This window comes from Erythrobacter sp. S227, from assembly GCF_057364925.1.
The window spans coordinates 1,682,293-1,697,649 of record NZ_CP200280.1; the positions used below are offsets into that span (position 1 = coordinate 1,682,293).

Consider the following 15,357-nt stretch of genomic DNA (forward strand, 5'->3'; position numbering starts at 1 on the left):
GGAAAGCGGATGAAAACAGATAGCTGGGATAGCTGGCCATCGCGCGGCTTTCCTCCGTTCCGTCTTAGAGCAGCCTTTTTCCTTGGCATCGCGTCTCTTCTTGCCCTTTTTCAATTCTCAGGAGCGCAGGCCCAAGAGGGAAAGCAGCAAGAGCTGCCCGATGGAAATGGCTCGTTTGTGTTTACCGATTGGCGCGGGCCGGACATGCCCGTCTGGACATTCATCCCCGAAGGCAGTGACCGCAAGCACAGTCCGATTGTGTTTGTCATGCACGGCGCACGTCGCGACCCGCAACGCTACCGCGATCAGTGGGTCGAGCACGCTACACTCGGACAATTCATCGTCATTGCGCCAGAATTTTCGCAAGAAAGCTTTCCGCGATCGCGTAACTACAACCTCGGCGGCGCTTTGGACCTGGACACGGGTGAATGGCGCGAGGAGGAACTTTGGTCTTTTTCAGCAATCGAGCCTTTGTTCGACGATGTCGTAACGAGGCTCGACAGCGATCAGACGCGGTACACAATCTATGGCCACTCGGCCGGATCGCAGTTTGTTCATCGCTACTTGTTCTTTAAACCGGATGCGCGGGTAAAACGCTTTATTGCCGCCAATGCCGGATGGTACACCTTTGCCGATCGTGACATCGATTTTCCGTTCGGGCTTGGCGGGCTTCCTGTGACACAGGAGGCTTTGCGCGCGGCTCTTGAAAAAGATGTTGTGGTGCTTTTGGGAACGCGCGACACGGATCCCAACCACAGATCGCTCAACCGAAGCGAGGGCGCGATGCAGCAAGGCCCCCATCGTTTTGCGCGCGGGCAATCATTTTACAACGCGGCGCGCGAATTTGCGCAGAAAAACGGCTGGGCGTTTGGCTGGTCTTTGGAGACGGTAGAAAGTGTCGCGCATTCGAACGCAGGGATGGCTGCAACAGCTGCGCAATTCGTCGAATAAATCGGCCGCCAATTATCCGAAAACCAGGCCCAACGTTGCACCGCCCAGCAGATAGACAAAGCCTGTAATCAACGCGATCCCGATCAGGTTCAGGACCAATCCCCCGCGAGCCATCTGTGCGATCGTGACCGCACCGGTGCTGAATGCGATCGCATTGGGCGGTGTGCCAACTGGCAGCATGAAGGCGCAGGTCGCAGCAAATGCGGCTGGCACCAACAGCCCCATCGGGTCGACACCGATGCCAATCGCCACCCCGCCGAGCACCGGAATAAACGTCGCAGCGGTTGCTGTGTTGCTTGTGACCTCTGTCAGAAACAGCACAATGGCAACCACACAGGCAATCAAGAACACAGTCGGCAGTGCCGCGAGGCCCGAGACCTGCTGACCGAACCAGTCATCAAGGCCGGTTCCAGCGACAGCGCCTGCAAGGCTCAACCCTCCTCCAAACAGTAAAAGCACGCCCCAAGGCAGCCCCTTTTCTGCATCTTTCCAGTTAAGGACCATCCGGTTACCTTCCCCGGCAGGCAGGATGAAGAGCGCAAGACCGGCGGCAATCGCAATCGCTGTATCGTTAAGACCACCAAGCCAAGGGGCAGCCTCGCTTATCGCAGGGAGTTCAGAAAGCAGTCCCGGCACGATCCAGAAAAAGGCAGCACCGGCAAAGACCAGCGCCACCATCCGCTCGCCGCCGTTCATACTGCCAAGCTTCGCAATCTCGCGCTCGATCAGATCCTTACCGCCGGGGATCTCATCAAGCTCGAAGCGGTAAAGCAGGCGCGTCATAAGCACCCAGGCGATCAGTATGAAAACAAGCGCAATCGGCACTCCGAGCATCATCCAGTCAACAAATCCGATGTCGAATCCCAGCTTATCGCTCGCATAGCCCGCGATGATTGCATTGGGCGGGCTTCCAAGGAGCGTTCCAAGACCGCCCATGCTCGCCGCCCAAGCAATCGCGAGCACAAGGCAAAGTCCGAATGCCTCGACCTGCGGGTCTGACGAAGTATCTGTCTGAGAAGCGCTGCCAGCGCCCGCCATTCCCTTGCCAGAGACAAGCGCAAGCACGGAAAACCCGATAGGCAACATCATCAAGGTCGTCGCTGTGTTCGACACCCACATCGAGAGAAAGCCCGTTGCCAACATCATGCCGAGCACAATCCGGTGAGGAGAGACACCAACCTTGCGAAGCGTTTGGAGCGCAATGCGTTTGTGCAGACCCCATTTTTCCATCGCGATCGCAATCAGGAAACCGCCAAGGAAGAGAAAAACGATAGGGCTTGCATAAGATGCGGTCGTCTCTGCGACAGAACGCTGGGTCAGCGCCGGGATCAGCACAATCGGAAGGAGCGATGTAGCTGCGAGCGGGATCGCCTCTGACATCCACCAGACCGCCATCAGCGTGGCGATTGCGGCCACAATTCGGGCATCACCCGACATTTCCGCACTGCCGAGCAAGACGTAAACCAAGGTGGCCAGAACGACGCCGCCAATGCGGAAGCCCCAGATGAGCGTTGCGGGTCGGATGGTATCGGTATCCGTCACCGTCTTGCCCCTTTGCCCATTGCCGGACTGGAGAGCAGGCTCGCGCAAGCGCCAGTCGCGCGCATCGTTGCGCCGCGTATCGTCAGAAACCTGGAATATCGCCCCATCACTCCATAAACCGCATTTATGGCTGCGGCGTCAATCGTTCATGGCGGATGGACCTCAAACCCCGCACAGTTATGCGTAAGGTTGGCATACGAAAGGCAGGAGGGCCGGATTTGGCACGAACAGTGGGCATTATTGGCTCTGGCGTCATCGGCGTTGCGACGTCCTATGCGCTCGCTCGCAGAGGATGGGACGTTACACTGATCGATGCAGCGGACGGCCCCGCAATGGGGGCAAGCCACGCGAATGGAGCACAGCTGAGCTATTGCTACACCGACGCGCTTGGCAGTCCGTGGACCATGTCCGCCCTGCCCCGGCTCGTCTTCGGCGATGGCGGGGTGAAGTTCGGTCTTGGACTGGACCCGCATTACCTTCAATGGCTCGCTTCATTCGCCCGCAATTGCACTTTCGCCCGCTTCAGGGAGAACACGCTCAGAGTGCTGCAACTTGCACAGGAATCGCGCTGTGCGATGGATGAATTGTGCAGCCGGCACGCGCTTGAATTTCATCACCGTACCGCAGGCAAAATCAACCTGATTTATACCGCCAAGGAACGCGAGCGCGCGATCAGATTGCAAGCAATCAAGGCCGATGCGGGCTGCGATCAGGTCCTTCTCGGGCGCGAAGACCTTTGCGCTCTCGACCCGGGATTACGAACACTCGACCCGGATGTGACGGGTGCGATTTCCACTCCATCAGAGGTCGTTGGCGATGCCTTTCTGTTCTGCCAGAGCCTGCTTCGCATTCTGGTCCGGGATTATGGAGTGAAAGCCGCCTTCGACAGCCCGGTTCGTGCTGTTCGCGATAGTGGTAACGAAAGCGTCATTGCCCTGCGCTCAGGCGAGGAAATGCGCTTTGATTTAGCCGTCGTCGCTGCCGGGAGCGCCAGTAACGCTTTGCTTGCGCCTTTGGGGCACCGCGCACTCATTCAACCGATGAAGGGATATTCCTTTGAAATACCTGCGACTTCGACTTCACCGCGCATATCCGTGACAGACGGTAAACGCCGGATCGTTTTCACCAATCTGGGCAAACAGATACGCGTGGCTGGGATTGCCGAGCTTGGAAACGGTTCGCACGAAATTGACCGGACGCGCATTGACTGGACGCTGAAGGCAGCGATGGAATGCCTGCCCGATGCGGGCGACTATTCCAAAGCGGCAAGTTTCTGGACCGGCCTTCGTCCAACAACTCCGGATACATTTCCGGTGATACAGCGCGCCAGCAAAACACTCGCCATCAACGCCGGGCACGGCGCATTGGGATGGACACTGGCTATGGGCTCTGGCGAACGCCTGGCTCGCCTTTTCGATGCGGCCTAGAAATCGTCTGTGGCCACAGCTCGGTCGAAGTCCAACCCTTTAGCATGGCGTATCCTTTAAAAGGGGGCGCCCGGGAACAGAACCGGTGTATTTTCCGCCGGAAATCACAGCTTCGCCATTTACAAACAGATGAACCACACCGCTCGAAAGCTCGCGCGGCGATGCGTAGGTTGCATTGGGCGCGAATGTGCCGGGATCAAACACCAGAACATCCGCGAAATGCCCCTCCTTCAGGAACCCGCGCCGATCCAGTCCCACAATCCGGGCCGTTTGGCCCGAGCTGCGATGAATGAACCTTGCCAGATCCATTTTCGGCTCGCCTATGACAAGATCGCGGTAAGCCTTGGGGAAGCTCGCGTATTTGCGCGGATGGCCGGTAGAGCCGTCAGACCCTGTCACCACCCAGTCCCGCTGCGCAAAAGCGAGGATGTCGCGCGGGTCCATGTTGAAAGACGCCAATCGCGCATCGCCCTGGTTCAGGATTGCGATTGCAGCTTCAACAGGGGAGAGATCGTTCAAGGCTGCAAAGTCGGCCAACGTCACTCCCACCGGCACCACTGCATCGCCAAGACGGCCCGTTATCAGCAGCCGATCCGCACCCCCGCGCCGCGCCAGACCGGCGGTGATCCCTTCGCGAATTTTCGCGGCGTCGTTCTTGTCCTTCAGCCTCTCTCTCAAAGCACCAAGGCCACCTTCGAGCGCCCAACGCGGGACCAACGCATTGGAGATGCGCGTGCCCGACGCCTCCCAGGGATATTGGTCGGCTGTTACCCGCAGGCCCGATGCACGTGCCTTTTCGACCATGGCGATCATGCGCGTACTGTGGCCCCAGACCTCTGGCCCAAGAGCCTTGATATGCGCGATATGAACCGGGATTTCGGCCTCTTGCCCAATGCGTATTGCCTCTGAAAGTGCACCTTCGACCGTCACATTATAGGTGCTTTCATCGCGCATATGCGTGTCGTAATAACCGCCCAACTGCCCTGCGATCCGGGCAAGCGCGATGACTTCCGATGTCTCGGAATAGCTTTGCGGGACGTAATAGAGACCCGCCGACAGACCCCATGCGCCCTCGCACATGGCTTGCCGGGTGAGCGAACCCATAACCGACAACTCGGCCTCATCAGGAGCACGGTTTTGTGTTCCCAGCACTTGCCTGCGCACCGATCCAAAGCCGACAAGGTATGCGACATTTGTGCCAATTCCCTGCTTGCTTGCCGCGCTGGCCATGCCTGCGATGTCGAAGCTGCCGAAACCGTCATTGCCAGTGACCACGGTGGTCACACCCTGAAAGGCAAACGGGAGGTTGGCTCTTCGGCCAAGGTCGTCAGAGGAGAGGTCGGAGCCGGCATGGGTATGCGGATCAATAAAGCCGGGTGCGACGATTAAGCCGGATACATCGAGAATACGTTCGGCCAAGAGTGCAGACCCCGCATCCTCGCCAACATAGACAATCACATCGTCGCGGATCGCGACATCGAGGTCTTTTCCAGCAGCACCGGTACCATCGAACACCGTGCCACCGCTTAGGATCAGATCCACTTTCTCAAGCGCACGCGATTGGATGGCAGGCGATTGCTGCGAATGCGATTGGCATCCGGTAATGGCCAACAACAACGCTACCGCGACCGGCGGTAACCGGGCCGAAGAATGTCTCATTCCTCTGCCTGAACAGGTGGCGGCGTCTCAAGCATGGTGGTCATCATCGCAATCGCCGACTCCCGGCCAATCCTCTGGATCAGATCGCGGTCGGTGTTATCGCCAATCTCGAATGTGATGCCGGGCACCGCGTAGGTGTCAAAGACGTAGGCTTTCGATATGGGACGCCCCGCCGTGTGACGGGCATCGCGTTCTACCTCATAGCCTTCCATTCGATCCTGATAGAGCGCCAGCCAGTTGCGGGTGAAGAGCACAGGGTCGGTCGGAAGCTCGTCGGGGATTGTGTAGAACACATCACGGTTGGTTGAATGGAAATCGATCAGAACACGCAGATCGCGCGCGGGGTCCTCGTGGAGTGCGTCCAGCAAGCCCTTCATCAAAGCGGTTTCGGGCTGCGTGAACGGCCCCCAGTCGCGGTTGAGGTCAACCCCGCCTGTATTGTATCGCCAATGTCCGTGGACCACACCGTCCGGATTAAGGAGCGGCACGGCCAGGGTCTCAAACCGGGCGCGGTACGCCTTGGCGAGATCGCTATCGCCGAGGATCGTGTCGAGAAACGGGAGCATCGCGAGCGCACCGGTCACCTCGGGCGGATGCTGCCTTCCGACAAGTACAACAGTTTCCTTTTGCCCTGCCTCAGGTTCACCAATTCTGAGCAATTCGATCAATCGCCCTTCAGCCGACTTTCCAAGTAGGCTGCGGCTTGCAAACGGCTTGCCTTCCTGACGGTCGAACCAGGCATCATAGACCGATGGTGGCATTATCTCTTGCGCTGCGACGAAGACGGGTTTGTCCTTGATGCGCAGCGACAGGCGCGCGGTTCGCTCACCGCGTTCGCCCTTTACCTCAACCCGGCGGGGCGACATGGGGGTCCAATTCACGCCGTCTGTGCTGGTCTTGGGCCAATAGCGATGACCGCAGGTCTCATAGTCCAAATCAATTGTGATGCGCGTGCGGCGTGCGGGCGTGACACGAAATGCATACCAGGCGCTGCAGTTGATATCGCCTTCATCCTCTGGCGCGATTGTGAGCGCAAAATGCTTCTCGCCAGAAGTCTCGCAGCTTGAAAACGCGCCGGTAGGAAAGTTCTGATCGATCTGTGCAGCCTCAGTCTCGCATGAAAGATCGTCGCGGGAAACGCGGGGATGGCTGTCGGCCTGTGCGGGGACGTGCAGACCCGCTATCGCAAGCGTAAAAGCAGCCATAAGGGCGCGTTTCAAGGCTGGCAGTGACATCATGTCATGCTCCCTTTTAGACAATATCTTGCCGTCCCGCAGCAAGGCAATCGCCCCGCAGCTGGACGGTCATGATCAGAAATTCTTGCGAATATCGAACGAGAACTGGCGTCCCCGCCCGCTGTGCAAACTGCCGTAATAGCCAAAGCTTTCATCAGCGAGCGGCGGATCTTCGTTGAAGATATTGTTCACACCAAACCGCAAACGGGTTCCGTCAAGACCGGTATCGTTGTCTATCGTGTAGCTGATACCCAGGTTGAGCGTGAACCAGTCATCGACCGGGAAGAACTCGGCAGTGTCATCTTGCTGTGCGCCAGGGTCGAAGACCATGCCGACATAACGTCCAAACAAGTTGACCCGCACTGGCCCGCTTTCAAAGGCCGCCGAGCCGCTGACCCGCCATTTCGGACGGCCATCGATCTCGATCAACTCGCCAAAGCCAAATGGCTGAAGCGCTGCAACATCGCCTGTTGAAAGCTCCGGAATCTGCTGGAGAAGCGGTGTAAGCTCGGTAAAGAGCTGATCCGCAAGCGGTCCAGCCTGCTGTTCAAACCCGATCAACCGCGCCGCGTTCACCTGAAAATCGAACTCACCAAAGCTGGTGTCGAAATTGTACATCACACTGAAATCGACGCCTTCAGAAGTCCGTTGGTCAAGGTTTGTGTACGGGTTCAGGATTTGCTGTAATTCGCCAGCAGGGTTAATCCCAGTGCCGGCATACAGATCAATGTCGTCCTGCGTTGGTGCATCGCGCACGACATTCGGGTTGGAGCTGCCCTGAAGGCGCAGCAAGAGATCAAGCAACAGGTTGTTCTGGTTACCGAAAATGCCGACCAAGCCTTCCTGCTTCACTTCCCAATAATCCGCCGTGATTGTCAGTCCCGGGATAAAGCCCGGGGTCAGAACGACGCCAAAGTTGATGCTTTCGGTGTCCTCCGGTTCAAGCTGTGGTCCGCCTTGACGAAAGTCGATTGTGCCTTGTGTTCCGCAATCAGGAACATCGTCCTCAAGCCCCTGAATGATCTCGGCGACACATTCGACAGCGCGAATAACCGAGTTGGAACGGGTTGTGCCCTGATCGTTGATCTGCACAAGGTTCGGTGCGCGAAAGCCCTGCGACCATGCGCCGCGTAGGAGGATCGGTTCAACCGGCCGCCAGGCCAAAGCAGCACGCGGTACAAAGGCGCTGGTTGAATCAGAAAACTCTTCAAACCGGGCCGCAAGTTGCAGCTCTAGCTCATTGAACAGAGGCACATTCATATCGGGCGAGATAAGCGGAACCAAAGCTTCGGCAAAGGCTGAATAGACCTCGCGATTGCCGCTGGTGTCTGGCGATGGGCTGGACCCCAGAACATCGCTGCCGAAGAAGTCACCATTGACCGCATTGGTGAAGGTGATCGTGCCATCAAGACGCGGATCACGATCATCTTTGAAAGTCTCGCGCCGGTACTCAACGCCAGCGGCAACACCAACGGCGCCCGCTGGCACTTCGAACAGGTCCGGGCGGGACACTTTGAAATCGGCCAGAGCGAGCGTTGTCTCGCCTTTGCGGAACACATCGATTGTGATCGCATCGATTACCGACTGCGGGTTAGGCGTACAATCCCTGCCGGGCCCGGTGGTCACGTCCTCTGGCAGACATCCGCCATTGAACGGGTTGTAAGCGCTCGCATCGGTGCGATTGATCGCTTCCTGCGCAAGCGTGCTCGAAATACGGTTCTCGGTAAGGTCGGTGGTGTTCGCCTTCGCATAGACGAAGCCGGTGTCATAATCCCATCCGCCGAAATCACCGCGCAGGCCGAGCACAAGACGATATTCGTCTTTGGTCACCATTCCGCGACGTGGACCTGCATCGATGAAGCGGTAATCCTCCATCAGCAATGCGCGGCCAGCATCGGTGACGCCTGATCCGATTCCGTTGTCGACGCGGTTCGGATTGGGCGAACCATCGGGAAGAAGCGCCGCCCCGAGCGGGTTGTAGAACGCGGTGGCCTCAATTCCCAATGGCACTGCGCTCAGCATAGTGCTTTGCTCGCGCTCGCGGAAATTCTCGGACCGGTAGTATGACCCCTCGAAATAAAGCTCTGCGCTGTTGCTCAATTCATAACTGAGCAAAGCTTGCGCGTTGTAGCGATCTTTTTGGGAGTAAAGGAAACGGTCTCCTCCGATATTATAGCGAAGAACCCGGTCAATCGTACCACCATTGTCGGCGCAGATCCCATTGCCAAGGTCAATCACACGTCCGTCGCTGTCCGCCGCACCGTTGGGCCCGAACAGCGAACACGGCTGCAGATGGAAATCGTCGTCACGAAGCGCGGTAGTGTTCGATGAGGTCGCCCTCGAACCCTGAATATCAAACGCTCCCCATGGCGAGTTAATCGACCGGTTGTCGAACTGCGTATCGCCTTCAAAAGATGTACCAACGAGAAAATCGCGCAGGTCGCTGGATGCGGAGTAATCGCGCGCTGTGGCTCTGAGGCCATTCTCGTGGAAATAACCGCCATACACGGTGAGGTTGCCCCGACCGTCGGCAAAGTCGAAACCCAGTCCGCCATTCAAGCTGAAATTATAAAGACCCGTCCCATCAGAAAGGCGATAGTTGGCCTGCACAAATCCGCCTTCGCGCCCACCGCGCAGGATCGTATTGACCACGCCTGCAACCGCATCGGCGCCATAGACCGCCGAAGCGCCATCGCGCAAAACCTCCACCCGGCGCACACTGCCCGGAGCAATCGTATTGGTATCGGGAGAAACGACGGGCACAAACAGTTCGGTCTGGAAACCCGGGTTCAGAAGCATTCTGCGACCATTGATCAGCAACAGTGTATTACCGGTACCCAGCCCGCGCAGGTTGATCGAAGCGATATCACCGCGCGCGCCATTGACGCCCCCTGCGGTGCTCTGCTCGTTGAATTCGACTGAGCCTGCTTGCGGGATGGCCCGGAAAAGCTCGTCACCTGATGCAGGATCAATTGCGTCAATCAGATCCTCATCAACAACAGTGACAGGAAGGACGTCATCGACCTGCGCGCCGCGGATCTGCGTCCCTGTGACCACAATAACCGGACCATCATCTTCGGTCTGACCAGCGACCGGATCGGTGTTTGTGTCCTGCGCACTGGCATTGGCGCTTGCCAAGGCGACAATCGATGCGCCGGCAAATGCGGTAATCCGTGATCCGAGTTTCATATGAGCCCCTCCTAGTTTTTTAAACCCTCTCCGTTCCCCAACGGAGTGCATCCCTCGCATTACAAATAAACGCCAATAAGCAAGCTGGCGCAACACAATTGCAAGAACAAGACGCGAATATGCCATAGCCTTGCGTTATGGCAACACCGGCTCGATCAGCGTGCTTTGACAGCGGACGGATGGTCAGCCGAACAAATCCTGCAGCATGGCAAGCGCGTGCTCGACCGGCTTGCTATCCTCTTGTTCGGCAAGCGTCAGAGCGACAAACGGCAGCGTCGGCGCGTCCCTAAGCGCGAAAGATTGCACCTCATCACTGACAAAACGCCGCGCCGTAAATCCATCCACAATCGCAAGACCTACGCCCAGCTTCACCAGCTCGGCAGCAACATAATATGTCTGCGCCGACACCGAAATCAGCGGCTCGACCCCAGCCTGCTCTAGATAGCTTTCTATCCGGTCAGCAACCGGACCGCTGTCGCGCAATCCGACCATCTCGCGCCCGTCGATTGCCTGTGGTTCTACTTCTTGCGTGCCTTCGCCAAACTCGCCGGCTTGTGCGAGCAAGGTGAGACTGACCGAGTTGATCGTCCGGCAACGAATGCGCGCATCGAAATCGTCATCGAAACCGATACACAGGTCAAACCGCTTTTCGAGCAGGTTTGATGTCACTTCATCGCTGTGAAGCGTCGCAAGGTCAAAGCTGAGATCAGGGTCAGCAGCGCGCAACGCAGCAACAAGAGGCGGCACGATTGCAAATCCAAGCGATGGCAAAACCCCGATCCGCAAGTGTCCACCACGGCGGCTGCGAATGTTGCCTGCTGTGCGGTCCAGCGCCCCGACACGGTCGTAAATATGCGAGACTTCGCGAAACAACTCCTTTGCCGCATCGGTCGGGTAAAGCCGACCTTTGCGCCGGTCGAACAAAGCAAAACCAAGCTGGTCTTCGGCGTGTCGCAAAACCTTGCTGACCGAGGGTTGCGAAACGAAGAGATTGCGCGCAGCGGCGCTGATCGAACCCTCGCGATAGACATGATAGAAGACTTCGATATGGCGCAATCGCATCGCGGTACAATACACGCTTTCATACAATTCGCCATCAGAGCCGACCGTGTTGAAGCTGATGAACGTCACGCCTGCCTTTTTCTCAAGCGTCAAGTCGGTCAGCGAGTATCCACCCGGAGGAGAAACTTACCAAAGCACTCAACTATATCAGACATAAATGGCGCCGCTGTCAGACTAACTGCAACTCGTCTCTGATTGGCAGAGCTAAAGCAAGGTCGGGTGGTTCAAGCAGCAAAAAGCTGCCACTTAGCCAAAGCAGCGGAGCGGCTCTCTTTGAAAGATTGACGATCGAAGAGCAGACCTTCCACGTTTCGAAGCGAAAGCGGAAAAACGAACATACAGCAAAACTTCGATGCGGATGACTTCCGGCGAAGACTTGAAATATCGGAATGGGCCGGCCGGTTTCTTGCGTCTGGGCTTAGGCTTTGTCCTACCCGACCAGCGGAGAGCCTCAATCAGGTACGTTTAATCTGACAAGACCTCCGTCTGGTGAATGGTCCATAGATCAGAACCCGAGCGACAATCACACAGCAAAAGGCATATCGCCTCGTTCGCAGCGCGTGTGCTTGCAAGAAGCAGAGCATCGGTGTTTTCACATGGGTGCTCTGTCTCTCGATGCCGGGCAGCTACTTGATCAAAAGCGCCACCCTATGCCTACCCGACCTTGCCTGTCGGTAAGGACACCGCGCCCCATGTCTGAGGAGAATGAAAGCGAAGTTTGGAAGCCCCCGCCGATTGTGAGCTCCAAGCCAGCATTGACCGCAATCCAGCTTGGATCAATCGCGTTCTCAATCGTAAATGGCAGGTCCCTTGCGCCTGCAAATGAGGCTGTGACCACATCGGCGGTGTCGGCAAGCTCCCGGGCAAGGGCGAAAGCGCCGAACGCACGCAATCGGCCCCGGCGGCCAAGTGAAAAGTCAGCGCTTGCGATCGCGCCGGCTTTGGCGCTCAGCGATGTAAAGCTGCGGTCTTCGATCCGAAGACCCAACGCACTTGCGCCAAGCTCGTCATATCCACCAATATCGCTGCGGGCATAATCAAGGCTCACCATCGGGCCAATCTCAAGTGCCTGCGAATTCACTAGGTCATAGCCAACACGAAGCCCGCCGAAGGATTGGCGGCCCGCAGCATCGCTGACCGCATTGTCGAAAAGCGCCTCAAATCCGCCTTGCGCATCGCGGCTAACGCCAAACTCCTGCCATGCTGTACCAGCATAGGCATCCGCGAAGGCCAGGCCCGCTGAATAAGAGGCAAAAACCCCGAGCGATGTGCTTTGGTTTTGCTGTGCGTGGAGGGGCCCGCCCGACAACTGACTGATATGAACGCTTGAGATCGCAACACCGATGTGAAGGCCATCGGCTGCACCCAAGTCGATACTCACGTCAGCACCCACCGTAATCTCCCCCGCCTCTGCGAAAGAGAATGGCTGCGTTTCGCCTAGATTGTTCGCGACAAGATGCCCGGGACCTGCATCATCTGGAGCAAAGCGTGCCGCTTGATGACCGATGAGGTTTGCCGGGCTGTTACTGGCAAGAAACGTGCCTGAGGCCGATCCGAAAAAGGCAAGGCCTGAACCGTCTCTTTGAGCGTTATCAGCCAGACTTTGACCCGCTGGCCCCACAATTGAGAATGTGCTTTGAGGCCGAGAACCACCTCGCAGGGCAAGGCTTCTTTGCGAAAGCTGTCCGACAAAACGCTGGTTGAAGGCGTTCGCTGTAAATGTCTGCGTAAAAGCGTTTAACGGTGCAAGCGATGTGAGCGCTGTACCAAGAGTACTGAGGGTGCTGTTATCGACGATATCGAATATTGGCGCGAACGCAGTGAAACGCGTTGCTCTAATGTCATCCAATGCCACACCGAGCGCCCCAAACTGGCTGTTCTCGCTGAGTATTGATCGAAGCGAGCGGGCGGTGATTTCAACCACAATGTTGTTGCCCTCGACCCGGTGCACAGCATTCAGGGTTGGAGAACGGCTAAGGAATGTGACCTGAGAGAAATCGCCATCAATTGCATCAGCGCTCAGCACCGTAAACTCGGTCCCAAATCGCACCCGCCGGTCATTGTTTGAAACCACAAGGTTGCCATCAAGGACAGCAGCTCCCGTGATATCGTAAAAGTCGGTAGTGACGGCCCCGCGGCGGCCAACTGAGAAGTCAGCCCACAAGGTGCCGCCGCTCGACTGAACATAGTTGCCATCAATGTTGAGCGTCCCAAACCCGGCCCCAAGACCTGCATTCACGAGCCCGTTGATATTGAAGAGGGCATTGGCGCTGAGCGTGCCCCCATCGCCAGTAAGCGCGCCTCTAGCCAGGGTGTAAATCGGTGTGCTCAGCGTGCCATCGATCCGTGCGCGTCCGTCCAATTGTTCAACGCCGATGAGGCTGGTGAAGGTTCTCGCTTCTGGCACAATGATCGCGGCAGCGCGGTTGGCGATAACAAGCTTGTCGATCTCCACATCAATGTCCGCGGTGGTGACGCCCGGCCGGTTCAGATGAACCTCGAAATACTGCGCCGGATTGACAAACAGGGCCCCTGTAACGCCGTCCGTGTTTTGCGGGATAAACCCCGTCGATCCCGGGCCGATCAGAACCGAGCTTTCCGGTATGTTCGATCCAAAATCGGGCGTGTCGCTGGGCGGCAAAATCGGCGATGGAGTGCTGGGGCGATCAGCAAGATCAAAGCCAAGCACTGATCCAAAATTTGACCCTTCGGCAAAAACACCCGGCTCGCTCCCTTGCGGTAAACCATTGACGAGATTGCCGTTCCCGTCATCGATGAAGAAACCCGGATCCAAATCCTGTGTCCAATAATCAGGGTCGGACCACAAACCTCCTCCATCTTTGGCAGAGACATATTTGTACGGTGTGTTTTCGGTGATGAACTCAAAGAAGGGGTAGAGCGGGTTGAACGTGTTCACCAGTGAGAATACGGGACTGTCAAACCCGAAAGCTCCGCCGATCACTCCGGAGGCAACACCAATGACGACATCAAAGTCGTAGAGCTCATCGACGATCAGCGGGGCTCCGCTATCACCGCCGCCAATGGTCACTTCGTTCGGCAGCGCGTCGCCGCCCAGAAAGTCAATCGCGGCGACCGCTTCGGGCGTATCGCAAACAAAATTGCCCGGCTCGCTAAACCGGCAACCTGCGATCTCTTCAGGTGTTCGGTCGGGATTGTCGAAGTCGGTGAAGTAATAGGGCTGCGTCGCCTGCTGGAAGTTCTCAGCGGTCGGGGCGAGTTCCGGAAATACGATATCGAAAAAATCTGCATATGATCCAACCGCGTCCAGCATATTCTCACCAATCCGGCGCAATGTGCTGACCTCGCGTTCTCCAGCGCTGGGGTTTTGATCAAGACCATCAAGCACACCAAACCGGCCAAAGCCGACCTGCACTACATGCGTCGCTTGCGTGATCGGGCTGAGTAGGATCGGCATGGAAGGGACATCAGTGATGGGGGCATCAAGCGCGATCAGCGCAACATCTGCCCAAGGGAAAGGCAGACCGCCCGCGTCTGGATCGGTTGACGGATGGAGGATTAAATCTGTGCTGATCGCGACACCGCCATCGGCATAGCCCGCGCCCGTCTCGATATATTCGTCTAGGCGAACCTCAGAGTCCACTCCGGTCGAAATGAGGATCGAGAAACCCGTATCGCCGGGTTGACCGTAGTTTTCAGTTCCGAAATTATCGACACAGTGCGCGGCTGTGATGACGGTTCGCGGATTGATGAGTGTCCCTGTGCAATTGGGAAAGATGACCGAGCGATCCCCAGTCGAATTATCCTGGATCAGCATCCGAACAACCGATGGCTGCGTGTCGTTCACATCGACCAGGCCCTCTATGCCCACTTCATCAAGACCAATGATGGTGGGTCGATTGATGATTTGGGAGGCGACCAATCCATTTTCAGCGACGGCCAGCCCAGAGGTGAGATCAGCTTCGAGAAACTCGGCCGTCGTGCGTGTCTCAAACGTGTGAAGGCGAGGCCCTACAATTGCTGGATCAAAGGGAGCAAAGGTGGGCTCATCAAGCCTGAACCTTGTTTCGGCCAATAGGGCATAAGCCTGAATGAATGTGCTCAAATCGGCTAAGCGAGGCTCCGGACGATCAATCAGAATTGCCGTGGGCTCCTGCTTGTCAGCGTCCGTTTGAGAGGAAGGCCCTTGCACTGTAACGCGCAAATCCGACGCAGCGCGATCGGCGTTATTCTCATTGGCAAGAACAGGGTTTGCAAGAAGTGCAAAGGTGAGGGCGGCCAAGCCTGAGCTGGCTTTGAAGTGATGGCTCACG

The 15,357-nt window shown here is 57.1% G+C and carries 8 protein-coding genes; 2 read left to right on the forward strand and 6 right to left on the reverse strand.

From position 1 onward, the window contains the following. Nucleotides 1-9 precede the first annotated feature (9 nt). Nucleotides 10-951, forward strand: coding sequence for an alpha/beta hydrolase family protein (locus AC0V6Q_RS07935; protein ID WP_486167854.1), 942 nt, complete (start codon nucleotides 10-12; stop codon nucleotides 949-951). A 12-nt stretch (nucleotides 952-963) separates the two neighbouring features. Here the strand turns inward: AC0V6Q_RS07935 and AC0V6Q_RS07940 are convergent, their stop codons facing one another. Continuing rightward, on the reverse strand, nucleotides 964-2,493 hold the full coding sequence (locus AC0V6Q_RS07940) for an SLC13 family permease (protein WP_486167855.1): 1,530 nt from the start codon (nucleotides 2,491-2,493) through the stop codon (nucleotides 964-966). 218 nt (nucleotides 2,494-2,711) lie between these two features. Between AC0V6Q_RS07940 and AC0V6Q_RS07945 the strand changes: the two genes are divergently transcribed. Continuing rightward, a complete protein-coding gene (locus AC0V6Q_RS07945) occupies nucleotides 2,712-3,920 on the forward strand; it encodes an FAD-dependent oxidoreductase (protein WP_486167856.1) in 1,209 nt (402 codons plus the stop codon). 39 nt (nucleotides 3,921-3,959) lie between these two features. Here the strand turns inward: AC0V6Q_RS07945 and AC0V6Q_RS07950 are convergent, their stop codons facing one another. The 5 genes from AC0V6Q_RS07950 to AC0V6Q_RS07970 all read right to left on the reverse strand — a co-directional run bounded on the left by AC0V6Q_RS07950 (nucleotide 3,960) and on the right by AC0V6Q_RS07970 (nucleotide 15,356). Next, nucleotides 3,960-5,579, reverse strand: a complete 1,620-nt coding sequence (locus AC0V6Q_RS07950) for an N-acyl-D-amino-acid deacylase family protein (protein ID WP_486167857.1) — start codon at nucleotides 5,577-5,579, stop codon at nucleotides 3,960-3,962. Beyond that, the gene (locus tag AC0V6Q_RS07955) at nucleotides 5,576-6,817 is read right to left on the reverse strand and encodes a M14 family metallopeptidase (protein ID WP_486167858.1); all 1,242 of its coding nucleotides are present in this window, start codon (nucleotides 6,815-6,817) and stop codon (nucleotides 5,576-5,578) included. The genes AC0V6Q_RS07950 and AC0V6Q_RS07955 overlap by 4 nt, the downstream gene beginning before the upstream one ends. Nucleotides 6,818-6,889: 72 nt before the next feature. Beyond that, the gene (locus AC0V6Q_RS07960) at nucleotides 6,890-10,003 is read right to left on the reverse strand and encodes a TonB-dependent receptor domain-containing protein (protein WP_486167859.1); all 3,114 of its coding nucleotides are present in this window, start codon (nucleotides 10,001-10,003) and stop codon (nucleotides 6,890-6,892) included. Nucleotides 10,004-10,186: 183 nt separating this feature from the next. Further along, entirely contained in the window at nucleotides 10,187-11,158 is a 972-nt protein-coding gene (locus AC0V6Q_RS07965) for a LysR family transcriptional regulator (protein WP_486167860.1), read from the reverse strand. A 541-nt stretch (nucleotides 11,159-11,699) separates the two neighbouring features. Continuing rightward, the gene (locus AC0V6Q_RS07970; RefSeq protein ID WP_486167861.1) at nucleotides 11,700-15,356 is read right to left on the reverse strand and encodes an autotransporter domain-containing protein; all 3,657 of its coding nucleotides are present in this window, start codon (nucleotides 15,354-15,356) and stop codon (nucleotides 11,700-11,702) included. Nucleotide 15,357 lies beyond the last annotated feature (1 nt).

What these genes read in the sequence shown, in the direction of transcription:
- AC0V6Q_RS07935 (WP_486167854.1), top strand. Translation starts at nt 10, where the DNA reads ATGAAAACAGATAGCTGGGATAGCTGGCCATCGCGCGGCTTTCCTCCG.
- AC0V6Q_RS07950 (WP_486167857.1), bottom strand. Translation starts at nt 5,579, where the DNA reads ATGAGACATTCTTCGGCCCGGTTACCGCCGGTCGCGGTAGCGTTGTTG.
- AC0V6Q_RS07955 (WP_486167858.1), bottom strand. Translation starts at nt 6,817, where the DNA reads ATGATGTCACTGCCAGCCTTGAAACGCGCCCTTATGGCTGCTTTTACG.
- AC0V6Q_RS07960 (WP_486167859.1), bottom strand. Translation starts at nt 10,003, where the DNA reads ATGAAACTCGGATCACGGATTACCGCATTTGCCGGCGCATCGATTGTC.